This is a genomic window from Aquirufa originis, from assembly GCF_042714495.1.
Classification (GTDB): Bacteria; Bacteroidota; Bacteroidia; order Cytophagales; family Spirosomataceae; genus Aquirufa; species Aquirufa originis.
The window spans coordinates 1,181,738-1,201,255 of sequence record NZ_JBBKXY010000001.1; the positions used below are offsets into that span (position 1 = coordinate 1,181,738).

The 19,518-nt window shown below is 42.2% G+C and carries 19 protein-coding genes; 10 read left to right on the forward strand and 9 right to left on the reverse strand.

The genetic code is table 11. From position 1 onward, the window contains the following. Position 1: 1 nt before the first annotated feature. Both rsgA and SKC35_RS05205 read right to left on the reverse strand, forming a co-directional pair. Complete coding sequence (gene rsgA / locus SKC35_RS05200) at positions 2-934, reverse strand: ribosome small subunit-dependent GTPase A (protein WP_377978364.1); 933 nt, start codon at positions 932-934, stop codon at positions 2-4. Continuing rightward, positions 921-2,162 carry a 3-deoxy-D-manno-octulosonic acid transferase gene (locus SKC35_RS05205; RefSeq protein ID WP_377978365.1) on the reverse strand — a complete coding sequence of 414 codons (1,242 nt, stop codon included), beginning with the start codon at positions 2,160-2,162 and terminating at the stop codon, positions 921-923. The genes rsgA and SKC35_RS05205 overlap by 14 nt, the downstream gene beginning before the upstream one ends. 53 nt (positions 2,163-2,215) lie before the next feature. Here SKC35_RS05205 and ytxJ point away from each other — a divergent pair, with 53 nt between their 5' ends. From ytxJ to metK, 5 genes are all read left to right on the forward strand, one after another. Further along, positions 2,216-2,548, forward strand: coding sequence for a bacillithiol system redox-active protein YtxJ (ytxJ, locus tag SKC35_RS05210; protein ID WP_377978366.1), 333 nt, complete (start codon positions 2,216-2,218; stop codon positions 2,546-2,548). Then, a complete protein-coding gene (locus SKC35_RS05215) occupies positions 2,541-3,287 on the forward strand; it encodes a hypothetical protein (protein WP_377978367.1) in 747 nt (248 codons plus the stop codon). Before ytxJ ends, SKC35_RS05215 begins: the two co-directional genes overlap by 8 nt. Positions 3,288-3,294: 7 nt before the next feature. Further along, complete coding sequence (gene lipA, locus SKC35_RS05220; RefSeq protein ID WP_223130949.1) at positions 3,295-4,164, forward strand: lipoyl synthase; 870 nt, start codon at positions 3,295-3,297, stop codon at positions 4,162-4,164. 3 nt (positions 4,165-4,167) lie between these two features. Further along, the gene (locus SKC35_RS05225) at positions 4,168-5,349 is read left to right on the forward strand and encodes a lycopene cyclase family protein (protein ID WP_377978368.1); all 1,182 of its coding nucleotides are present in this window, start codon (positions 4,168-4,170) and stop codon (positions 5,347-5,349) included. Positions 5,350-5,423: 74 nt separating this feature from the next. Next, a complete protein-coding gene (gene metK, locus SKC35_RS05230) occupies positions 5,424-6,680 on the forward strand; it encodes a methionine adenosyltransferase (protein WP_377978369.1) in 1,257 nt (418 codons plus the stop codon). A gap of 69 nt (positions 6,681-6,749) precedes the next feature. Here the strand turns inward: metK and SKC35_RS05235 are convergent, their stop codons facing one another. Next, entirely contained in the window at positions 6,750-7,091 is a 342-nt protein-coding gene (locus tag SKC35_RS05235; RefSeq protein ID WP_377978370.1) for an HPF/RaiA family ribosome-associated protein, read from the reverse strand. Positions 7,092-7,366: 275 nt separating this feature from the next. Continuing rightward, positions 7,367-9,004: a VRR-NUC domain-containing protein gene (locus SKC35_RS05240; protein ID WP_377978371.1), complete on the reverse strand. Its 1,638-nt coding sequence runs from the start codon at positions 9,002-9,004 to the stop codon at positions 7,367-7,369. Positions 9,005-9,068: 64 nt separating this feature from the next. Between SKC35_RS05240 and SKC35_RS05245 the strand changes: the two genes are divergently transcribed. The 4 genes from SKC35_RS05245 to SKC35_RS05260 all read left to right on the forward strand — a co-directional run bounded on the left by SKC35_RS05245 (position 9,069) and on the right by SKC35_RS05260 (position 13,799). Continuing rightward, complete coding sequence (locus tag SKC35_RS05245) at positions 9,069-10,259, forward strand: phosphoglycerate kinase (RefSeq protein ID WP_377978372.1); 1,191 nt, start codon at positions 9,069-9,071, stop codon at positions 10,257-10,259. A gap of 70 nt (positions 10,260-10,329) precedes the next feature. Further along, complete coding sequence (locus tag SKC35_RS05250) at positions 10,330-12,786, forward strand: bifunctional UDP-N-acetylmuramoyl-tripeptide:D-alanyl-D-alanine ligase/alanine racemase (RefSeq protein WP_377978373.1); 2,457 nt, start codon at positions 10,330-10,332, stop codon at positions 12,784-12,786. 305 nt (positions 12,787-13,091) lie between these two features. Further along, positions 13,092-13,439 (forward strand): ArsR/SmtB family transcription factor, encoded by a 348-nt coding sequence (locus tag SKC35_RS05255; protein ID WP_130923098.1) that lies wholly within the window; start codon positions 13,092-13,094, stop codon positions 13,437-13,439. A gap of 24 nt (positions 13,440-13,463) precedes the next feature. Then, positions 13,464-13,799, forward strand: a complete 336-nt coding sequence (locus tag SKC35_RS05260) for a hypothetical protein (protein ID WP_377978374.1) — start codon at positions 13,464-13,466, stop codon at positions 13,797-13,799. 90 nt (positions 13,800-13,889) lie between these two features. On the opposite strand, the gene fumC is transcribed toward SKC35_RS05260, so the two are convergent. Then, positions 13,890-15,293, reverse strand: coding sequence for a class II fumarate hydratase (gene fumC / locus SKC35_RS05265; RefSeq protein ID WP_377978375.1), 1,404 nt, complete (start codon positions 15,291-15,293; stop codon positions 13,890-13,892). Positions 15,294-15,350: 57 nt separating this feature from the next. Between fumC and SKC35_RS05270 the strand changes: the two genes are divergently transcribed. Beyond that, on the forward strand, positions 15,351-15,689 hold the full coding sequence (locus SKC35_RS05270) for a Spx/MgsR family RNA polymerase-binding regulatory protein (RefSeq protein ID WP_377978376.1): 339 nt from the start codon (positions 15,351-15,353) through the stop codon (positions 15,687-15,689). Here SKC35_RS05270 and SKC35_RS05275 read toward each other — a convergent pair whose 3' ends face one another. The 4 genes from SKC35_RS05275 to SKC35_RS05290 all read right to left on the reverse strand — a co-directional run bounded on the left by SKC35_RS05275 (position 15,690) and on the right by SKC35_RS05290 (position 19,503). Continuing rightward, a complete protein-coding gene (locus SKC35_RS05275; RefSeq protein ID WP_377978377.1) occupies positions 15,690-17,000 on the reverse strand; it encodes an ABC transporter permease in 1,311 nt (436 codons plus the stop codon). It lies immediately after the preceding gene. 3 nt (positions 17,001-17,003) lie between these two features. Further along, on the reverse strand, positions 17,004-17,897 hold the full coding sequence (locus tag SKC35_RS05280) for an ABC transporter ATP-binding protein (RefSeq protein ID WP_377978378.1): 894 nt from the start codon (positions 17,895-17,897) through the stop codon (positions 17,004-17,006). Between the two features lie 88 nt (positions 17,898-17,985). Continuing rightward, on the reverse strand, positions 17,986-18,519 hold the full coding sequence (locus SKC35_RS05285; RefSeq protein WP_377978379.1) for a TrmH family RNA methyltransferase: 534 nt from the start codon (positions 18,517-18,519) through the stop codon (positions 17,986-17,988). A 6-nt stretch (positions 18,520-18,525) separates the two neighbouring features. Beyond that, a complete protein-coding gene (locus SKC35_RS05290; protein WP_377978380.1) occupies positions 18,526-19,503 on the reverse strand; it encodes an acyl-ACP desaturase in 978 nt (325 codons plus the stop codon). Positions 19,504-19,518: the final 15 nt, after the last annotated feature.

Genomic DNA, 19,518 nt, shown 5'->3' on the forward strand with positions numbered 1-19,518 from the left:
TTTAGCGACGGTTGTCGTTGTTCTCAAAAATACTCAAATAACTCAAATAGCGACTATGTGCAATATCTCCCGCCTCAAAGGCCTTTAAAACGGCACAAGACGGCTCTGAAATATGCAAGCAGTTATTGAATTTACATTCACCTATCAGCGCACGCATTTCGGGAAAATAATGCGATAATTCTTCTTTCTCGATCTCCATCACGCCTAATTCATTGATGCCGGGGCTATCGATTAAATAGGTCTCTGGCCCCAGTTCCCACATCGTGGAATAGGTGGTGGTGTGGACGCCTTTTTGGGCAAAATCCGAAATCTCCTTCACTTTGATATTCAAATGAGGAGAAACCAAATTCAATAAACTGGATTTCCCTACACCCGAGTGGCCTGCTAAAAGCGATACCTTTCCGGCAAACATCGCCTTGAATTCATCGACGCCTTGGCTGCTGGGAATAGAGGTAAACAAGATGCCATAGCCTAATTCTTGGTAGAGTGCGGCATATTCAAAAATCTGGTCTTCTTCCTCCTCATTCAATAAATCCATTTTGTTAAACACGATAGTCACTGGGATTCGAAATGCCTCGGCAGTGACTAAAAATCGGTCCAAAAAACCCAAAGAGGTTTTAGGTGATTTCAAGGTCATCACGAAGATGGCTTGGTCCACATTCGCAGCCATTAATTGGCCCTGACCTGTTTTATGAACGGATTTTCGGATGATGTAATTCGTGCGAGGGATGATTTCTTCGATGACCACGGTCTCGTTTGCCTCATCTTCCACAGCATAAATGACGCGGTCGCCTACAGTAATGGGATTCGATGTTTTAGGTCCTTTTAGCTTAAATTTACCTTTCAAACGTCCTTTAAAGACCTTTCCTGACTCAGAACGAATTTCGTACCAAGATCCGGTTGAACGCATAATTAAGCCTTTACTTCCTTCCATCGATTGCTAAATTACGCACAAATTCACTGATTATTCCTGTCGCCCCTGCTTGTAATTGTACGAAAGCACGCGATTGTACTTGTTTGTTCACAAAAACATCGTCCACATCATATATCACACGCATCGCCTGATCTAATTCTTCCGTAGTGGCAATCGGAAAAGCTAATCCTAATTCGATTAAATCCCGAGCCTCCCGAAATTTCAAGTAATTTTTATTGCCAAAGAAGACCGTTGGTCCAAAGACCGCCGCCTCCAACGTATTATGCAAACCATCTCCAAAAGCACCTCCAATGTAAGCAAACGAAGCCCCTCGGTATAGATTTGCTAAACGTCCTACCTCGTTCACAAAAAGAACATCGGCCTTTTCGCGCGCAGGACCTTGGGAATAAGTTACCGGCAATTCAATCTTTTCTTCCCAGGATTTCAATTCCTCTGAATGAATTTCGTGCGGCGCAATAACCCATTTAAAAGGGTATTTCTTCGAATTAATCAGTGGAATCAACACCTCCATATCGGCCTGCCACGCAGAACCCACTACCATAAATTCTGTATTATCTAAAAACGTTGTTAATAAATCCCAAGATACCGGATGACGTAACGTGTCCAACACACGATCAAATCGCGTATCCCCCGCCACCGTCACATTAGACCGCTGCAACAAATCCGCTGATGACCGGTCTTGCACGAAAAGGTGGGTAAAACAATCCAATAAGCGACGGTAAAAACCACCATACCAGCGGAAAAATACCTGATTAGGGCGAAAAATCGCAGAAACTAAAATGGTAGGAACTCTCCTCTTTTTTAAACTAGTCAAGTAATAATGCCAAAACTCATACTTCACAAACACCGCCAACGAAGGCTTCACTAAATCCAAGAAACGCGCACTATTGAAGTAGCCATCCAAAGGCAAATAACTCACATAATCCGCTCCAGTATAGTTTTTTCGCACTTCATATCCTGATGGTGAGAAGAACGTAACTAATATAAAATGGCCAGGATTCTCCTGTCTATAGGATTCGATAATAGGTCTTCCCTGCTCAAATTCCCCCATCGAAGCAGTGTGAAACCAAGCTACTGGCTTTTTATTCGTTTTGAAATGCTGCTCAAGACCGGCCCAAACCTGATTTTGGCCCTCATTCATCAACGCCGCTTTTGATTGAAACAAAGCTGCGAATCGAATCAGTCCCCGATATAAAAACAAGACAAAAGAATAGAGGCAAACCCTCATTTTTTACTAAATTTGATGTTGAATTGTTAAAATTACGAAAAAGGCAGGTGAATATGAATTGGATACCCTTGACGGACGAGAAACAACTGACGGAAATTGTGGAAAAATCGCAGGAAAAACCGGTGGTTATTTTCAAACACAGTACACGTTGTTCGATCTCATCGACTGCATTAAATCGCTTTGAAAGAGCCTGGGATTCAGAAAATACACCCGCCTATTATTTGGATTTAATCGCCTACAGACCTATTTCAGGCCAAATTGCGGAACAATTCGCTGTTGAACACCAATCTCCTCAAGTGTTAGTGATTGATAAAGGCGCTTGCCCGTATTCTGCTACGCATTGGGATATTTCCGTGGACGAAATTAAACCGTACTTGAATGCCTAGATTTTTTTTCTTGTGGGTGATTTTAGGGGTACCATTATTCGTAATGGGCCAAAGAAAATCAGCAACACCCCAGAAAAAAGAAATCCAAACGCAATCTTCATCTTGGGGATTTGGCATAAATACCAATACCAACTCCGGTATTTTAGGTGGGTTTAGCTTCTTGAAAACCTTCAAGAACCGCTCTTTCGTGAACATGGACTTAACCAATACGAAAGATTACCGCGAATTCGACTCCCCCTTCTCCTATAATGGCAAGACCTATGTAGAAGGAAAATTAAATTACCTACTTAATTTCAGGCCTGAATACGGCCGCCAATGGAGATTATTAAAACAATCGTCTGATGGAGGAACGAGTTTAAATGGTCGAATCGCAACAGGGCCTACTATTGGTATTCAAAAACCCTATTTTGTTGATATAGTCTACACGGACGCAGGAGGTAAATCGTTGACCACATCTGTACCTATGGCAAAAGCCCTAGACAACAGCTATAATAAGTCCATTATCAGTGGCGAAGGCAGTTTCTTTTCTGGCTTATCTGAAGCCAAATTTATTCCAGGCTGGCACCTAAAAACAGCTTTAGAATTTAAATTTGAAACCTTAAAACAAAATTACCTGTCCTTAGAAACCGGTTTTATAGTGGACTATTTTAGCCAGCCAGTTGAAATTTTAAACCAAACAGCCCCTCGCTCTGTTTATACGACGGGTTATGTGACCTTTTTCTTTGGAAAAAGTAAATAGAAAAAAGATGATTGAATTACCTCAAGTAAGCCCTGCCGCTAATTCTCGCAAACCAGATTGGTTACGCGTTAAATTGCCTATTGGCGAAAAATATACGAACGTTCGCAAGATTGTAGATGAATACAAATTGCATACGATTTGCCAATCCGGCAATTGCCCTAATATGGGAGAATGCTGGGGCGAAGGCACGGCGACCTTTATGATTTTAGGCAATGTCTGCACGCGCTCTTGCACCTTCTGCGCAGTAGCCACCGGCCGTCCAAACGAATACGATGAGGACGAACCGCGCCGCGTGGCAGATGCCATCAAATTGATGCAGGTAAAGCACGCCGTAATCACCTCGGTGAATCGCGACGAATTGAAAGATAAAGGAGCAGAAATTTGGTACCAAACTGTTCGAGCAGTCAAAGAAACCACCCCTGCTACGACCATCGAAACCTTGATTCCAGATGTAAAAGCGAATTGGGATGCCTTGATTCGTATGATCGAAGGCGGTCAAGAAGTCGTTTCTCACAACATGGAAACGGTGGAACGTTTGTACCGCTACGTTCGGCCTCAAGCAAAATATGCGCGTAGTTTAGAGCAAATCAAGCGGACAAAAGAGTTTGGCAAAAGAAACAAATCAGGAATCATGCTCGGTCTAGGCGAAACCCAAGACGAGGTGTTGAAAGCGATGGATGATTTGGTTGAAAATGGTTTAGATGTGTTGACTTTGGGACAATACCTACAACCCACGAAAATGCACCACGAGGTCATCGAGTGGATCCACCCAGACACTTTTGCGATGTACAAAGAGGAAGGCTTGAAACGCGGGTTAGCCTACGTTGAATCCGGAGCCCTAGTTCGTTCGAGTTACCACGCGGAAAAGCACATCTAGTTTATGCAATTACCCGGCCCAGCCTATCGAGAATACGATTTCATCCTGGCAGGTGGGGGAATGGCCGGTTTATCTTTTGCCTATTATGTAGGCCAAAGTAGTCTCAGCAACAAGCGAATCTTGATCATTGATCGGGGCGTTCGAAACGAACAAACCTTTTGTTATTGGTCGGATGTGCCGTCTGAATTTGATGCTTTGGCAGAAAAATCCTGGGACTCTCTCTATTTCCATAGCGCCAGACCATCGTCATTGAAGATTTCGATCGAGCCGTATACTTATCATAAGATTAACGGTCATACGTGGTTTTCGCACATAGAAGCGGAACTCGCTAAACACCCTAACATCCACTACTTGCAGGCTGAAATTGAATCAATCGGCTTCCAAGGATTGGGATCTTGTGTTAACACCTCTGAAGGCACCTTTTATGCTTCGGAAAAAATCATTGATAGTTTTAGCCCATTCCCTTGCGATAACGCTAATTCCAAACACCTCAAGCAACATTTTTTAGGTTGGGTGGTCGAATGCAATTTTAATAACTTCGAAACGGATGCGGCGCACTTATTTGACTTCCGTGTGGCTTTTGGCAAGGAATGTGAGTTTATGTATGTACTTCCTACCAGCCCTCGCAAAGCCTTATTTGAATACACTTTTTTCTCTGGCACCTTACGAGAGCCTGATTATTACCGAGACAAAATCAAATCCTATCTTTTCGCTTATTATGGACTGACAGAGGATGATTATCTATTGAAAGAGGAAGAAAGCGGAGTGATTCCAATGCGAAATAATCCGAATAAACCGGCCAATTTATATGAAAAACACCTTAAAATTGGCACAAGCGGTGGCTTCGTAAAATCCACAACAGGCTATAGCTTTTACAGAACCCAAAAATTCTGCAAAGACCTCGTAGCAGCGCTTGAAAAAGGCCCATCTGCCACACTTGTTATTCCTGTTAGTCCTTGGAAGATTTGGCTAGATGAAGTCTTCCTGCAAGTCCTGATCGATCAAAAAATAGCCGGCTCAAAAGTCTTTGAAAGCCTTTTTTACAACAATAAACCTAGACTCCTGTTGAAGTTTTTACAAGAAGAAACCTCCTGGAAGGAAGACCTTCGCTTGATGTGGTCCGTACCTACTTTACCCTTTGTAAGAGCCGCACTGAAAACTATTTACCGGTCAAAAATTAAATGAATGGAACTTGCGGGTTCCTTGGAATAATCGTATTTTTGCCCTGATTTTAATCTCAAAACAAATAATATTCGCCCATGGCTTATCTATTCACCTCTGAATCGGTTTCTGAAGGACACCCAGATAAAGTAGCTGATCAAATCTCTGATGCGTTAATTGACCATTTCATGGCCTTTGACCCCACTTCTAAAGTAGCTTGCGAAACACTTGTAACGACAGGTCAAGTAGTTTTAGCTGGAGAGGTGAACACAACAACGTATTTAGACGTGCAAGCCATCACTCGTGAAGTCATTCGCAAGATTGGTTATACGAAGTCAGAATATATGTTTGAGGCAAACTCTTGCGGTATTTTATCTGCGATTCACGAGCAATCAGCGGATATCAACCAAGGTGTTGATCGCAAGAACCCAGAAGAGCAAGGTGCGGGTGACCAAGGAATGATGTTCGGTTTCGCTACGAAGGAGACTGACAACTATATGCCTTTGGCCTTAGACTTAGCTCACAAAATTTTACAAGAACTTTCCGCTATCCGCAATAACGAACCATCGTTAATCGGATACCTTCGTCCTGATGCAAAATCGCAGGTAACGATCGAATACAGTGATAATCACGTACCTCAACGCATCGACACGATCGTTGTTTCCACTCAGCACGATGATTTCGCGTCAGAAGCAGAAATGTTAGCAAAAATCAACAAGGACATCGTTGAAATAGTTATCCCTCGCGTGAAGGCTAAATTGAAGCCTGAATTGCAAGCTTTATTCAACGATGCGATCACGTACCACATTAACCCAACAGGTAAATTCGTGATCGGTGGTCCACACGGAGATACAGGCTTAACAGGCCGTAAGATCATCGTAGATACCTATGGTGGAAAAGGTGCTCACGGTGGTGGAGCATTCTCTGGAAAGGATCCTTCCAAAGTAGACCGTTCAGCTGCCTACGCAACACGTCATATCGCGAAAAACTTAGTTGCTGCTGGTTTATGTGACCAAGTATTAGTACAAGTTTCTTATGCGATTGGTGTAGCTAAACCTTGTGGTCTATTCATTGATACGTATGGTACTGCCAAAGTGGATATGACAGACGGCGAAATCGCCCGTAAAGTAGAAGCTATCTTCGATATGCGTCCTTATTTCATCGAGCAACGTTTGAAATTACGTAACCCGATCTATTCTGAGACGGCAGCTTATGGCCACATGGGACGTAAGAATGAAATCGTTACGAAAGAATTCACTGGCCCTAACGGTCAAAAAGTAAGCAAAGAAGTGGAATTATTCACTTGGGAAAAATTAGACTATGTAGATGCGGTTAAGTCTGCATTCGGAATCTAATCTTGATTACCTTGATATGAAAAAAGGCGACCTTCGGTCGCCTTTTTTAGTTTAGAGCTTTATTTTTTTCTAAAATTCCTCGTTCTCCAAATCCTCTGCTCGAAGCGCCTTTACGGAATTGTTTTTCGATTTAAATCGCTTGATCTGTTCTGCGATGGCATTTAACGCTAAGTCTAATGCCTCTTCAAATGATTTTGCTGTTTCTTTGACAAATAATACCGCCCCGGGGACCGTGATCTTAATTTCTAACATTTTCTCCTTTACCTTTCCTAGACTTTTCGCCACTTTCAGGAACACCTCACCTCCGGTTATTCGGTCATAAAAGGTATCTAACTTGTTTAACTTTTCTTGAATGCTTTCTACCAATTTGCGGTCCGCAGTAAAGTGGATCGCGTGAACTTGCACTTTCATAAGCTTAAAATTTAATGGTGAAACACGCTTTGGGAATCTTAGCAAAGCTGACAGAAAAAAGAACGTTTTAGATTCGTTATAAACGTATCTTATTTTTGAAAGGATGTCAAGTTTTTAACAGAATTTATTTCTGTGGGCAGTGGAAAGTGGGCAGTGGCTAGTCGGCAGTGGGCAGTCCGGAGGGAATGAGTCCGAAGGAAATAAAGGCCGGAGGCCGCACTACTATACCATCGCCGCAGGCGATTCCAACTTTGAACTTTGCTCTTTGAAATTTGCTATTTTACCTCCGGACTCCCTCCCTCCGGACTAATATATTTCAACCGCACCAACCTCACCCCCACCCCATTCCTCCGCATAAAATCATGCCAAAAATGCTGAATAGCGGATAAATGGTCATTAGGAGACTTCACTTCGACAAAGGCAAATTCATCGCCTTTTTGGATAAATAAATCAGGGAAGCCCTTCACATGTGTGCCTAAATGTTCCCATAAGTATTGAGATATTGCTGCTAACCCATCTGGAGGCATCACTTGCAAAAACCGCTCCATCAGATCGAAATCCAGGGAATACCAATCCACTAAAGGATTCATCGCCCCTTGATTTGCCTCAGCACGGGAGCGTAAAAGAGCTAATAAACCGACTCGATCTTGCAACAAATGCAAGGGCAATTCCCCTGCAAAACTTTCTTTTCCATAGTGACTCGGAGCCCATTGAAAAGGGTGGTGAAAACCTTCTTTACGATCCGCGAAAATCAAATCCCAAGCGAAAAGACCCAAGAAATTACGCCAAATCTGGTTCTCTGTAAAAGCCGCATAATAGCCTTCTGCCTGAAAATGGGCCACCACACCGGCTTCCACTTGACCGATGTATTCCGGTGATATTTCAATTAATTCAGCCTGCTTCAGCGAGGCAGTCACTTGTTTGATGGATTTTTTGGAGGCTTGTTTGGCCAGAAAATCTTCGAAAAAATGAATCTCCGTTGGCGAAACACACACTTCCAATCCCACCCGAGCCCAAGCAATGGCTTCGTCTAACTCCCCCATTTTCTGCAAAACGCGCACTCTCCGCTCTAGCGAGGCACCCGTTAAAGAAACCTCATATACTTCCAAAGCTTCTAAATAGGCCTTTTCGCGCTCTAATAAACGCCCTAAAGCATAACAAGTCTTCTCAAATGCGCGAATCGATGGCTCTAACAAAGAAGAAGCCAAGGGCAACATATGCACTCGCCAGGAAGCCAGCACCTCATCTGCATTTACGGTGGTCGTATAAAACCATTCCCTCCACATCGAAATGGCCCACTTTTGTTCCGCCTCTTCCCTAGTTTGAAAATAGGGTTTTAAGTCTTCTTCTTGAACTTTCACGAAGGCACGGTGCCCTAAATCACGCACCACGAAGTCTGTTAAATCCCGAGATCGAGTCCCAAAAAACAAGAACTGAATGAACGCAAACACCTCCACTCTCGCTGGAGCAACCACGCCAGAAGAAAACGCAGCGATTAAATCAGCTGATGAAACGAGTGCCGCAGCCTCTTCTTTAGAGGCAGAGCTAGGGATTTTGACACCTTGTTTTTTGGCCAAAGAAACACATTCCTGCTTCGTAAATATCGATTCTACTCCTTCGGAGATATCTACTAAAAAACCGGACCTGCGCAAAACATGCAACGGAGTCGCTAAGTCCCCTATTTCTGGATAATTCAACTTCTCCATCCGAAAACAAGCCGAACGACGCGATGCTAAACGCAAATACAAGCATTGAGCGGCGAAAGTTAGTTCAGAAAAATCTTTAAAAAATGCTATTTCCTTTTCTTGTAAAAGGGGCAGATAATGCCGATCAATATAACGCAGAATGTAGCTAAAATGATCCCAATAATAGGTTGCAGACAATTCTACCTCAATTTTTCGATCATTCGTCATTATTGTTTATCTTTGTCTACCTTTTTAGGGGATTATCTTTTTATTCATAAATCAAAACAAAAATATGCAAACTGTTGCTAATTTCAATTTTGCTGGTAAAAAAGCGCTAGTACGTGTTGATTTCAACGTTCCATTGAATGAGCGTTTCGAAATTACAGATGATACCCGAATCAAGGCGACGATTCCTACGATTCAAAAGATTTTGAAAGACGGTGGATCGGTTGTGTTAATGTCTCACCTAGGTCGTCCGAAAGATGGTCCTACTGAAAAATATTCGTTGAAACACTTGGTGACACCTTTGTCATTGGTTTTTGGCGTGAAAGTAAAATTTGCCACTGATTGCATCTCAGATGAGGCTGTTGAATTAGCGAACGGTTTACAAGCAGGCGAAATCTTGCTTCTAGAAAACCTTCGTTTCTACAAGGAAGAGGAAAAAGGGGATGTTGATTTTGCGCAAAAACTAGCTCGTTTGGGCAATGTTTGGGTTAATGACGCATTTGGAACTGCTCACCGTGCACACGCTTCAACTGCTGTGATCGGACAATTCTTCACTGATAAAGTGAGTGGATATGTGATGCAAGCGGAATTAGATAACGCACAAAAGATTCTTGAATACTCTGAGCGTCCGTTTACGGCGATCATGGGTGGATCGAAAATCTCTGATAAAATCTTGATTATCGAACGTCTTTTGGACAAAGTAGATAACTTGATCATCGGCGGTGGTATGACTTATACTTTCTCTTTAGCAGAAGGCGGAAAGATTGGTAAATCGATCTGTGAGCCTGATAAAGTAGAATTAGCGAAACAATTGATCGAAAAAGCGAAGGCCAAAGGTGTGAATTTAATTATGCCTTTAGACAACGTTTGTGCAGACGATTTCAGCAATAACGCAAACCGTCAAACGGTAGAGCGCGGCGAAATTCCTGACGGTTGGGAAGGATTAGACATTGGCCCTAAGTCGATCGCCTTATTCCAAGAAACGATCGCAAAATCAAAAACAATCCTTTGGAACGGCCCAATGGGCGTATTTGAATTCTCAAACTTCGCAATTGGTACAAACGCCATTGCAGATGCAGTAGTAAAAGCAACGGAAGAAAACGGAGCGTTCTCTCTTATCGGAGGTGGCGATTCAGCTTCTGCAGTTAATAACGCAGGTTATGGAGATCGCGTAAGCTACGTTTCTACGGGCGGTGGCGCTTTATTAGAATATATGGAAGGTAAAACTTTACCAGGTGTAGCTGCTTTAGAGGCTTAAAAACACCGGAATTTCAGATAAAATTGCAGAAGGCGAGGAAACATTCCTCGCCTTTTTGTATTTTAGATTTATGATTCAGCATAAAAACCCTGCCCATCTGCGTGCCAGCTTCTTGAGTTTAGATAGTCGCCAGATATATGAGCCTTCTAAAACCGCCTTTTTTGCGGTAAACGGGCTACACCACGATGGCCATCAATATGTAGAATCGCTGTATGCTAAAGGAGTTCGGGAGTTTATTGTCGAAGAATCCGCTTGGCACGGCCCAATCGCAGAAAAGGCTGCTAACTGGGAGCAAACGAACATTTATGTCGTTGAAAACAGCATCGCTACCTTGCAAGAAATAGCCCAGCAACACCGGGCACAATTTCAATATCCTGTCATCGGAATCACAGGCTCGAATGGTAAAACCATCTGCAAGGAATGGCTTGCTACACTTTGCAATCATGCGTTTACTGTAGTTAAAAGTCCTAAGAGTTTTAATTCCCAAATTGGTGTTCCCCTCTCCCTCTGGGCGATGCAGGAGAAGCACAACTTGGGCATTTTCGAAGCGGGTATTTCTCAAAAAGGGGAAATGGACAAAATCGAAGCGATGCTGAAGCCTGACTATGGCATCTTTACGCATTTTGGTGAGGCACACGGCTCTAATTTCTCCTCAGATGAAGAGAAGCTTAGAGAAAAACTACAACTCTTTAAAAGAGCGAAAAAACTCGTCTATCGCGTCACTAATCTGCAAGAAGATCCCATCAAGCAAATAATGCAGGAAATTAATCCTTCGTGTGAATTGATCGGATGGAATACGATTAGCCCAGATAAAGGCTTGTTCACTTTTTGGCAAACAAAAGGTAAAACAGCCCAAATCAAAGTGATCAAAGCAGCTCAAAGCGAAACTTTCATCGATAGTTCCATCGACTTTAATGATGAAGCATCACTCGAAAACAGCACCCATTGCCTCATTATGGCCTCCATTTTAGGCCTTAACCGCGATATATTAAGTCTAAAAGCTCGGACATTAAAACCCGTATCGATGCGATTAGAAATGAAAGAAGGTTTGCGCGGGAATACCCTAATCGATGATTCCTATAACAACGACCTGGATGGACTTCGCCTCGCATTACCTCTCTTAAAGAAAAACAAACAAAAGAAAAGTGTCTTAATCCTCAGTGATTTCCTCGAAACAGGCATCCCTGAAAAAGAATTATATACGACCATTGCGGCCCTAGTTCGTCACCAAAAAATCGATCGAATGATTGGTATAGGTGATCAAATTATAAGAAATAAAGCCAATTTCGATCAAATAGATGTATTTCACAGTCCGGAAGACCTTATTTCTTCCGGACTATTGAATACCATCAACACGAGCCAAATATTGCTAAAAGGTGCGCGTAAATTCAACTTCGAAAAACTCGTTCATAACTTAGAAAATAAGACCCATCGAACGCAATTAGAGGTGAACCTAGATGCCTTACAGCATAATCTAGCTTATTTTAAAAAGGACATTGGACCAGAAACTAAATTAATGGTGATGGTCAAAGCCTTTGCCTACGGCACAGGCGCCATCGAAATTGCCACCTTACTCCAAAACAGCGGTGTCGATTACCTCACCGTAGCTTATACAGACGAAGGCGTTTACTTACGTAAACACGGCATTTTCGTCCCAATTATGGTCATGAATCCACAAATAGAGGAATTCGATAAGCTAACCGAAAATGGATTAGAACCCGAAATCTATAGCTTAGAACTACTCAAAGCCATCGACGAATATGGAATGCAACAAGGCAAAAACATCAAAATCCATATCAAATTAGATACAGGGATGAAACGCCTTGGTTTTGAAGCATCTGAAATCGCTGAATTAAGCGAAAATTTAGCTCAAATGCCCCATCTATGGGTAGCCAGCATCTTAAGCCATTTAGCGGCAGCAGATAACCCACAACACGCAGATTTTACAGAAGAACAGATAAAAAGATTCAATTCAGCAGCATCCAAAATCGAATCAAGTCTCGGTTATCAAACAATCAAGCACATCGCAAACTCCGCTGCCATCCAAAATTACCCTTCAGCCCGACTAGATATGGTCCGTTTGGGCATCAGTTTGTATGGAATTACAGGCAATCCAAACGTAAAAAACAAGATTGAGAACGTATTAACCTTAAAAACATCTATCTCTCAGATCAAAAACATCGCTCCAGAAGAGACAATTGGCTACGGAAGAAGTGGTAAATTAGCCGGTTCTGGACGCATTGCTACCCTCGCCATTGGCTATGCTGACGGCTATTCTAGAGCCCTGGGAATGGGTAAAGGAAGCTTCGAAATAAAGGGTCATTTATGCCCTACCGTTGGCTCCATTTGCATGGACATGTGCATGGTCGATATTAGTCAATTTCCAGACATTTCTGTCGAAGATACCGCCATAGCCTTTGGCGGAAAAATACAATTATACGAATTAGCCAAACAAGCAGAAACTATCCCTTACGAACTGATGACAAATATCAGTGAACGAGTGAAGAGGGTGTATGTGACTCAGTAGGCAGTTGACAGTAGGCAGTTGACAGTCGACAATAGACAGTCCGGAGGGAATGAGTCCGGAGGAGTACGCCCATCCACCATTCACCATTCACCATTCACCATTTACAATCTCTTCCCTATACTCTATAATCTCTAATCTTATTAATTAGCTATATCGCTATTTGCTTAATTTGTACTTTACATTATCGCTAATTATTAATTGTTTATTCTGCTAATTAATTAGTGCGACCGCTAAATAGCTTATCAATAACCTGATTTGGAGATATCCATTCTATATATTAACTTAGCTAAATATCAAATAATAGCATGGCTGTAGAGAACATAGCAAAAGCTTTAGGGGATGAGTCCAGAAGGAAAATCATCGAACTATTGAAGGAAGGAGAACTTCCTGCTACCGCTATATTTGATCAATTTGAGTACGCCGCCCCTACTATCTCCAGGCATTTATCTGTTTTAAAGGATGCTGGATTAGTGAGTACTCGCAGAAACGGAGTCTTTATTTACTACTCTTTAGAGAAGGATGCGCTGCGTCAATTAGACGAATGGCTCTCCCCTTTCCTACCGAAAGCAAAGGCCGCACCTAAAGAAAAATCGAATCCAGTACCTAAAATTCCGAAAGAAAATCCTTTCGATAAATTTCAGTCTGAATTCTAACATATAAAAATAATACAATTTATAATGAAGCGATTTGTGTTCATCATTCGAGGTCCAGTAGCCGGTATTTCTAGCGAATCTAGCTTAGCATCGGAGGCAGAATTAGACCAAATTCGCACCTGGTTAAAGGGCTTAAAATCGACTTATTCGGACATGCTTTTCCAGAAATTTTCAGGTGAATTACAGGCGCTAAATCAGAGTGGAAAATTGGACAGCCGACTGATCCAACAAATTGATGGAGGAGAAATTTCTCAGATCGTCACGCTGATTTTGCCTGGCTTAGAAGAGGCCGAAGATATCGCAGCCAGCTTCCCCTTCCCTAACGAGTTTTATAGTCTAGAATTAAGGGAAATGGCTTAAACCCCTGGTTTATTCAATAAAAAAGGCCTATACATCGCGTACAGGCCTTTTTTATGCATTCGCGACGAGAATCGCGTATTTTTTCTCTACTTATAGATTGATCTCGCCTACCATATTCTCAGGCTTTACCCAAGCATCGAACTCTTCGGCAGTTAAATAACCTAAAGAAATCGCTGTTTCCTTAAGCGTAGAGCCATTTTTATGAGCTGTCTGTGCAATCTCCGCTGCTTTGTAGTATCCGATCTTCGTATTCAATGCGGTTACTAACATCAAGGAGTTATTCACGTGCTTCTTAATGTTATCGTGAAGTGGTTCGATACCTACCGCACATTTATCATTAAATGCGACACACACATCCCCAATTAAACGAGCTGAATGTAAGAAGTTATAGATCATCACTGGTTTGAAAACGTTTAGCTCGAAATGGCCATTGGAGCCACCAATTCCGATTGCTACGTCATTACCCATCACCTGCGCTGCAACCATCGTCATCGCTTCGCATTGCGTTGGATTCACCTTACCAGGCATAATAGAAGACCCAGGCTCGTTATCAGGAATATAAATCTCCCCAATACCCGAACGAGGACCAGATGAAAGCATACGAACATCGTTACCAATCTTCATTAAACTAACTGCAACCGTCTTTAAAGCTCCGTGAGCCTCTACAATTGCATCGTGTGCGGCTAAGGCCTCAAACTTGTTCTCAGCCGTTACAAAAGGCAATCCTGTCAATGCAGCGATATGCTTTGCTACGTTCTCTGAATAACCTTTAGGCGTATTAATACCTGTTCCTACCGCAGTACCTCCTAAAGCAAGCTCTGAAAGGTGTGCAAGGCTGTTGTTAATCGCACGTAAACCATGATCTAATTGCGACACATAACCAGAAAATTCTTGGCCTAGGGTCAAAGGAGTCGCATCCATAAAGTGCGTACGACCGATTTTGACTACGTTTTTGAAGGCTTTTGCTTTGGCAGCCAAGGTATCTCTCAACTTCGTAATACCTGGAATCGTTACCTCCACAAGCGATTGATAGGCAGCGATGTGCATCGCCGTTGGGAACGTATCGTTCGACGATTGAGACTTATTCACATCGTCATTGGGGTGTACAAATTTCTGTTCATCTAGCAAATTTCCGCCCTGCAAAACGTGAGCGCGGTAAGCGATCACCTCATTACAATTCATGTTAGATTGAGTCCCGGAACCTGTTTGCCAAACCACTAAAGGGAACTGGTCTGCCCATTGTCCACCTAGGATTTCATCACATACTTGACCAATTAGGTTCTTTTTCGCCTCTTCTAAGACGCCTGCCTCAAAGTTCGTGATGGCAGCTGCTTTCTTTAGGTAAGCAAAGGCTCTAATGATCTCTTTGGGCATTTTATTAATATCCTGTGCAATCGGAAAATTCTCAATCGAACGTTGCGTTTGAGCACCCCAATAAACGTGAGCAGGCACTTGCACCTTACCCATAGTATCTTTTTCAATTCTATACTCCATACGATGTTTTGTATTAAATTTGTCTTAGTCTACAAAAATACCACCAAAATCAATAAGATGCTTACAATTTACGGAATTCCTGCCTGCAATACGATGAAAAAAGCGTTTGACTATTTAAACGAAAAAGGGATTCCCTTTGCCTTCCACAATTACAAGAAAAGTGGCATCGAAGCCGCCCAATTGCGCTATTTCATCGAGCAATTAGGCGAAGAAACGGTGTTAAACAAGCAGGGAAGCACCTACCGTCAATTAAGTGACGCAGAAAAGACAAATCTGAATGTATTTACCTTTTTACAAGAAAAAACATCTGCCATCAAGCGACCAATTTTCGTCTTGAATAACAGATGTTTTGCTGGGTTCAAACCCGAAGAATTAGATATTTGGCTAACTACTTAATTAACCTTTATAAAAGAGCCATTTGGCCATCTCTTTGACCGTAATTTTCTTCCCGTACATTAAGATTCCCACCCGGTAAATACGGGCTGAAATCCAGCTGCAACCTAAGAAACCTACCACTAACAAGATCATAGAGGTGGCTAATTCCCACATCGGAACACCATAAGGCAAGCGCACCATCATATTAATAGGCGATGTAAAAGGAATCATAGAAGCCCAAAAAGCCATAGTACTATCCGGATCCTGCATCGTAAATTGCGCCATAATGAAAGCTAAAATAATCGGAAGCATCACAATAAAAGTAAATTGCTGGGCTTCAGCCGTGCTTTCCACCGCACTACCAATGGCAGCAAAAAGGGAACTATACAGCAAATAACCGAACAAGAAATAGAATAAAAATCCGCCTACCACTAGGGGGATATTCGTACTTTCAATCACTTTCGTAACCTCTGCCATAGGTGAAGCATCATCCATTTTCTTCGCCACTTCCGGATCTACTTTTTTTATTTGCTCTACCTTCTGTTTCACAGGACTCGCAGCATAGAAAGTAGAGGCCGCTTGAGACAGGCCAATTGTCAACACAATCCACAATAAAAACTGTGTTAACCCCACCATCCCCACGCCTAAAATCTTACCTAACATTAACTGATACGGCTTTATGGAGGAAATAATCACCTCAATAATTCGACTACTCTTCTCTTCAATTACTCCATTCATCACTTGTGAACCGTACAATAATAAGGTGATGTAAAGCAACATTCCCATCACACCTGCTAGGATCATCGCACCACCCGAAGAAGAACTTGTCTCGTCACCCTTTTCTGAAACGGTGATGGTCTCACTGCTTACTTCTATTTGGGTATTTTCATACACCTTCATGGCTATACCCGCGTTCTTCATTAAAATTGCGCGTACCTTTTTCTCGATAACCCGCTCAATCGAAGACTTCAATGGAAGACTTAAATTCTTCTCTGAATAGATTTTGATGTCTTTTGAATGGGTTAGCAGGTCTTTAGGCAAGTGCACAAAAGCGGTATACCCCTCTTTGGTAAAAGAACTTTTCAAATCCGAAACAGGCTTGTTAACGAGCTTGAATTCCACTTCTTTATCCACTAAGTCCGATGTTTGAAACAAACCACTCTCATCCAAAATTTCGATTCGCTTCACCTCTTTGTCCTGCGTAGCTAACCAAATAGGTACCGCATAAATCGCTGTAATTAGGATAGGACCTAGTAATGAGGCTATCCAGAAGGATTTCTTTTGAATGCGGGTCAAATACTCCCGCTGAATCACTAATAATATTTTGTTCATCGCTTATTTCGTTTCTCCTACTACTTGAATAAATATGTCATTAAACGAGGGAATCACCTCCTTGAATTCGAATAAATCAACTTGCTTGATCAAGGACGCTATCGCTTGATTCGTCTGATCTGGCTGCGCTAATTTGATGATTGCACTGTTGTTTTCGGGCGCTTTGGAAATAATTTCATAGGCCTTAGATTCACCTAAATCCCCTGAATACCTCACCTCATAGGCATGTTTTTTAAAGCGATTTCTCACCTCATCTTTCTCTCCGGTCAACACTACTTGGGAATGATTAATCAAGGCGATACTATCGCACAACTCCTCGACAGATTCCATCCGGTGAGTAGAGAACAAAATGGTTGTTCCGCGTTCCTTTAAGCCCAATATTTCATCCTTCAACATATTCGCATTAATCGGATCAAAACCCGAAAAAGGCTCATCTAGAATCAACAATTTAGGCTCGTGCACGACCGTCGCAATGAACTGGGTCTTTTGTTGCATTCCTTTGGACAAATCATCCACCGGCTTATTCCACCAATCCTTTATATCCAATCGAATGAACCAATCTTTCAATCTACTTAGCGCCTCAGCCTTAGAAAGGCCCTTTAACTGCGCTAAATACATCAGCTGATCACCGACCTTCATTTTCTTATACAAACCACGCTCTTCAGGCAAATAACCGATTTGTTCTACGTGTTTAGGCTGCAAATGCTCACCATCAAACAACACTTGCCCCTCATCCGGTGCAGTGATTTGATTAATGATTCGAATAAGGGATGTTTTGCCGGCTCCATTGGGGCCCAAAAGCCCAAAAATTTGACCTTTAGGAATCTCCAAGCTCACTCCTGCTAACGCTGTGTGATCCGCATAACGCTTCACCACATTCTGTATAGAAAGTATCATAGATTAAAATTAACGTAACGAATTTAAACAAAAAATGCGTTCGAATCCTGGTAAAAGGATGAACGCAAAATAAAAAGGATGAATGAAATTAAGCGATGATTTTGGACACAAAATCCCAGATAACGACCCCCATACTCACAGACACATTTAGGGAATGTTTCGTGCCAAACTGAGGTATTTCTAAGCTAAAATCCGCCTCTTGAATCCATTCATCATCCACCCCAAATACTTCATTACCAAAGACAAAGGCATATTTTTGATCTTTTACCGGTTTGAATTTTTCTAAGGAAACAGAACCTTGAACCTGTTCCACACAAACGATTTGATATCCTGCAGCACGTAAAGCTTGACGACTGGAAGCACCATCCTCAAAATAGACCCAGTCTACTGATTCATCTGCTCCTAAGGCCGTTTTTGAAATTTCCCGGTGCGGAGGCTGAGCCGTGATTCCGCACAAATGAATGGCAGCACATTTAAATGCATCTCCCGTCCGAAAGGCGGAGCCAATGTTATTCATGCTTCTAATGTCATCTAAAACGATCACATAGGGAAACTTTTCCGTGCTTTTATAAGTGGACACATCGAGCCTATTCAGCTCATCCATCGATAATTTCTTAGACATAATTGATTAAGCAATCCAGGAGAAAGGATACGCTAATTCTGGCACCTTAACTCGATCCGCTAATTTTTCTAAACGGGCTGGCAAATTGGCTACGTAATCACGCGCTTTCTCTGCTGATTCATTCAGACCTGTCATGTTTTCAATATTCCAGTCGCTGATTAAACCCTTCATAATCGTCACATAATCGTTTGTCGTATACACGCCTAAACGTTGTGCCGCATCAGAGAAATGTTCGAATAAAGAGCTCTTCGCACCATTGATCTCCCGCAAGAAATGAGCAGGCATTACAATCTTCTTTTTCATCATATCTGCAAAGGCAAGCATCATTTCATTCGGATCTAGTGTAAAGATTTCCGAAACGAAAGCACGGTATGCTTTGTGGTGACGTAACTCATCTGCGGCGATTTGCGCACACATACGAGATAAAAGAGAGTTACCGTGTTGCTTGGCTAAAGAAGCTGTGCGACGATGTGAAATATTGGTCGCTAATTCTTGAAACGAAGTATAAACGAAATTGCGATACGGATCAGCCGATGTTCCGATGTCGAATCCATCTGCAATTAAGTACTGAGTGGAAACAGCTACTGCTTTCATATCCACCTTTCCAGATAGATACAGATAGGTACCTAATAGATTTCCATGACGATTTTCCTCTGCGGTCCAGTTGCGAATCCAACGAGTCCAACCATCGTTTTGGTCTACCTGATTAACCGAATCCATTGCTAACAACCAAGATTCATACGTAGGTAAAGCTTCTTCCGTAATGGTATCACCCACTAAAACAGCCCAATAATCATAAGGCAATTCATTAGCCGCCTCTTGCAAAGCTTTCACATCAGCAAAGAAAGAATCCTTCGTAGAATTAGGTAACATGTCCGCTGGCTGCCAGTTGGTCTCGATCGGGACTAAATAATCCTTCACATAGGAGTCCATGTTTTTGGCCAATTCAGTCATGACCTCTAAGCGTGTATGAAATTGCGACATATGTTTCTTGGTTAA

Bases quoted from the DNA above. Each gene is read 5' to 3' on its own strand.
- rsgA (WP_377978364.1), bottom strand. From the start codon at position 934: ATGGAAGGAAGTAAAGGCTTAATTATGCGTTCAACCGGATCTTGGTAC.
- SKC35_RS05205 (WP_377978365.1), bottom strand. From the start codon at position 2,162: ATGAGGGTTTGCCTCTATTCTTTTGTCTTGTTTTTATATCGGGGACTG.
- ytxJ (WP_377978366.1), top strand. From the start codon at position 2,216: ATGAATTGGATACCCTTGACGGACGAGAAACAACTGACGGAAATTGTG.
- SKC35_RS05215 (WP_377978367.1), top strand. From the start codon at position 2,541: ATGCCTAGATTTTTTTTCTTGTGGGTGATTTTAGGGGTACCATTATTC.
- lipA (WP_223130949.1), top strand. From the start codon at position 3,295: ATGATTGAATTACCTCAAGTAAGCCCTGCCGCTAATTCTCGCAAACCA.
- SKC35_RS05225 (WP_377978368.1), top strand. From the start codon at position 4,168: ATGCAATTACCCGGCCCAGCCTATCGAGAATACGATTTCATCCTGGCA.
- metK (WP_377978369.1), top strand. From the start codon at position 5,424: ATGGCTTATCTATTCACCTCTGAATCGGTTTCTGAAGGACACCCAGAT.
- SKC35_RS05235 (WP_377978370.1), bottom strand. From the start codon at position 7,091: ATGAAAGTGCAAGTTCACGCGATCCACTTTACTGCGGACCGCAAATTG.
- SKC35_RS05240 (WP_377978371.1), bottom strand. From the start codon at position 9,004: ATGACGAATGATCGAAAAATTGAGGTAGAATTGTCTGCAACCTATTAT.
- SKC35_RS05245 (WP_377978372.1), top strand. From the start codon at position 9,069: ATGCAAACTGTTGCTAATTTCAATTTTGCTGGTAAAAAAGCGCTAGTA.
- SKC35_RS05250 (WP_377978373.1), top strand. From the start codon at position 10,330: ATGATTCAGCATAAAAACCCTGCCCATCTGCGTGCCAGCTTCTTGAGT.
- SKC35_RS05255 (WP_130923098.1), top strand. From the start codon at position 13,092: ATGGCTGTAGAGAACATAGCAAAAGCTTTAGGGGATGAGTCCAGAAGG.
- SKC35_RS05260 (WP_377978374.1), top strand. From the start codon at position 13,464: ATGAAGCGATTTGTGTTCATCATTCGAGGTCCAGTAGCCGGTATTTCT.
- fumC (WP_377978375.1), bottom strand. From the start codon at position 15,293: ATGGAGTATAGAATTGAAAAAGATACTATGGGTAAGGTGCAAGTGCCT.
- SKC35_RS05270 (WP_377978376.1), top strand. From the start codon at position 15,351: ATGCTTACAATTTACGGAATTCCTGCCTGCAATACGATGAAAAAAGCG.
- SKC35_RS05275 (WP_377978377.1), bottom strand. From the start codon at position 17,000: ATGAACAAAATATTATTAGTGATTCAGCGGGAGTATTTGACCCGCATT.
- SKC35_RS05280 (WP_377978378.1), bottom strand. From the start codon at position 17,897: ATGATACTTTCTATACAGAATGTGGTGAAGCGTTATGCGGATCACACA.
- SKC35_RS05285 (WP_377978379.1), bottom strand. From the start codon at position 18,519: ATGTCTAAGAAATTATCGATGGATGAGCTGAATAGGCTCGATGTGTCC.
- SKC35_RS05290 (WP_377978380.1), bottom strand. From the start codon at position 19,503: ATGTCGCAATTTCATACACGCTTAGAGGTCATGACTGAATTGGCCAAA.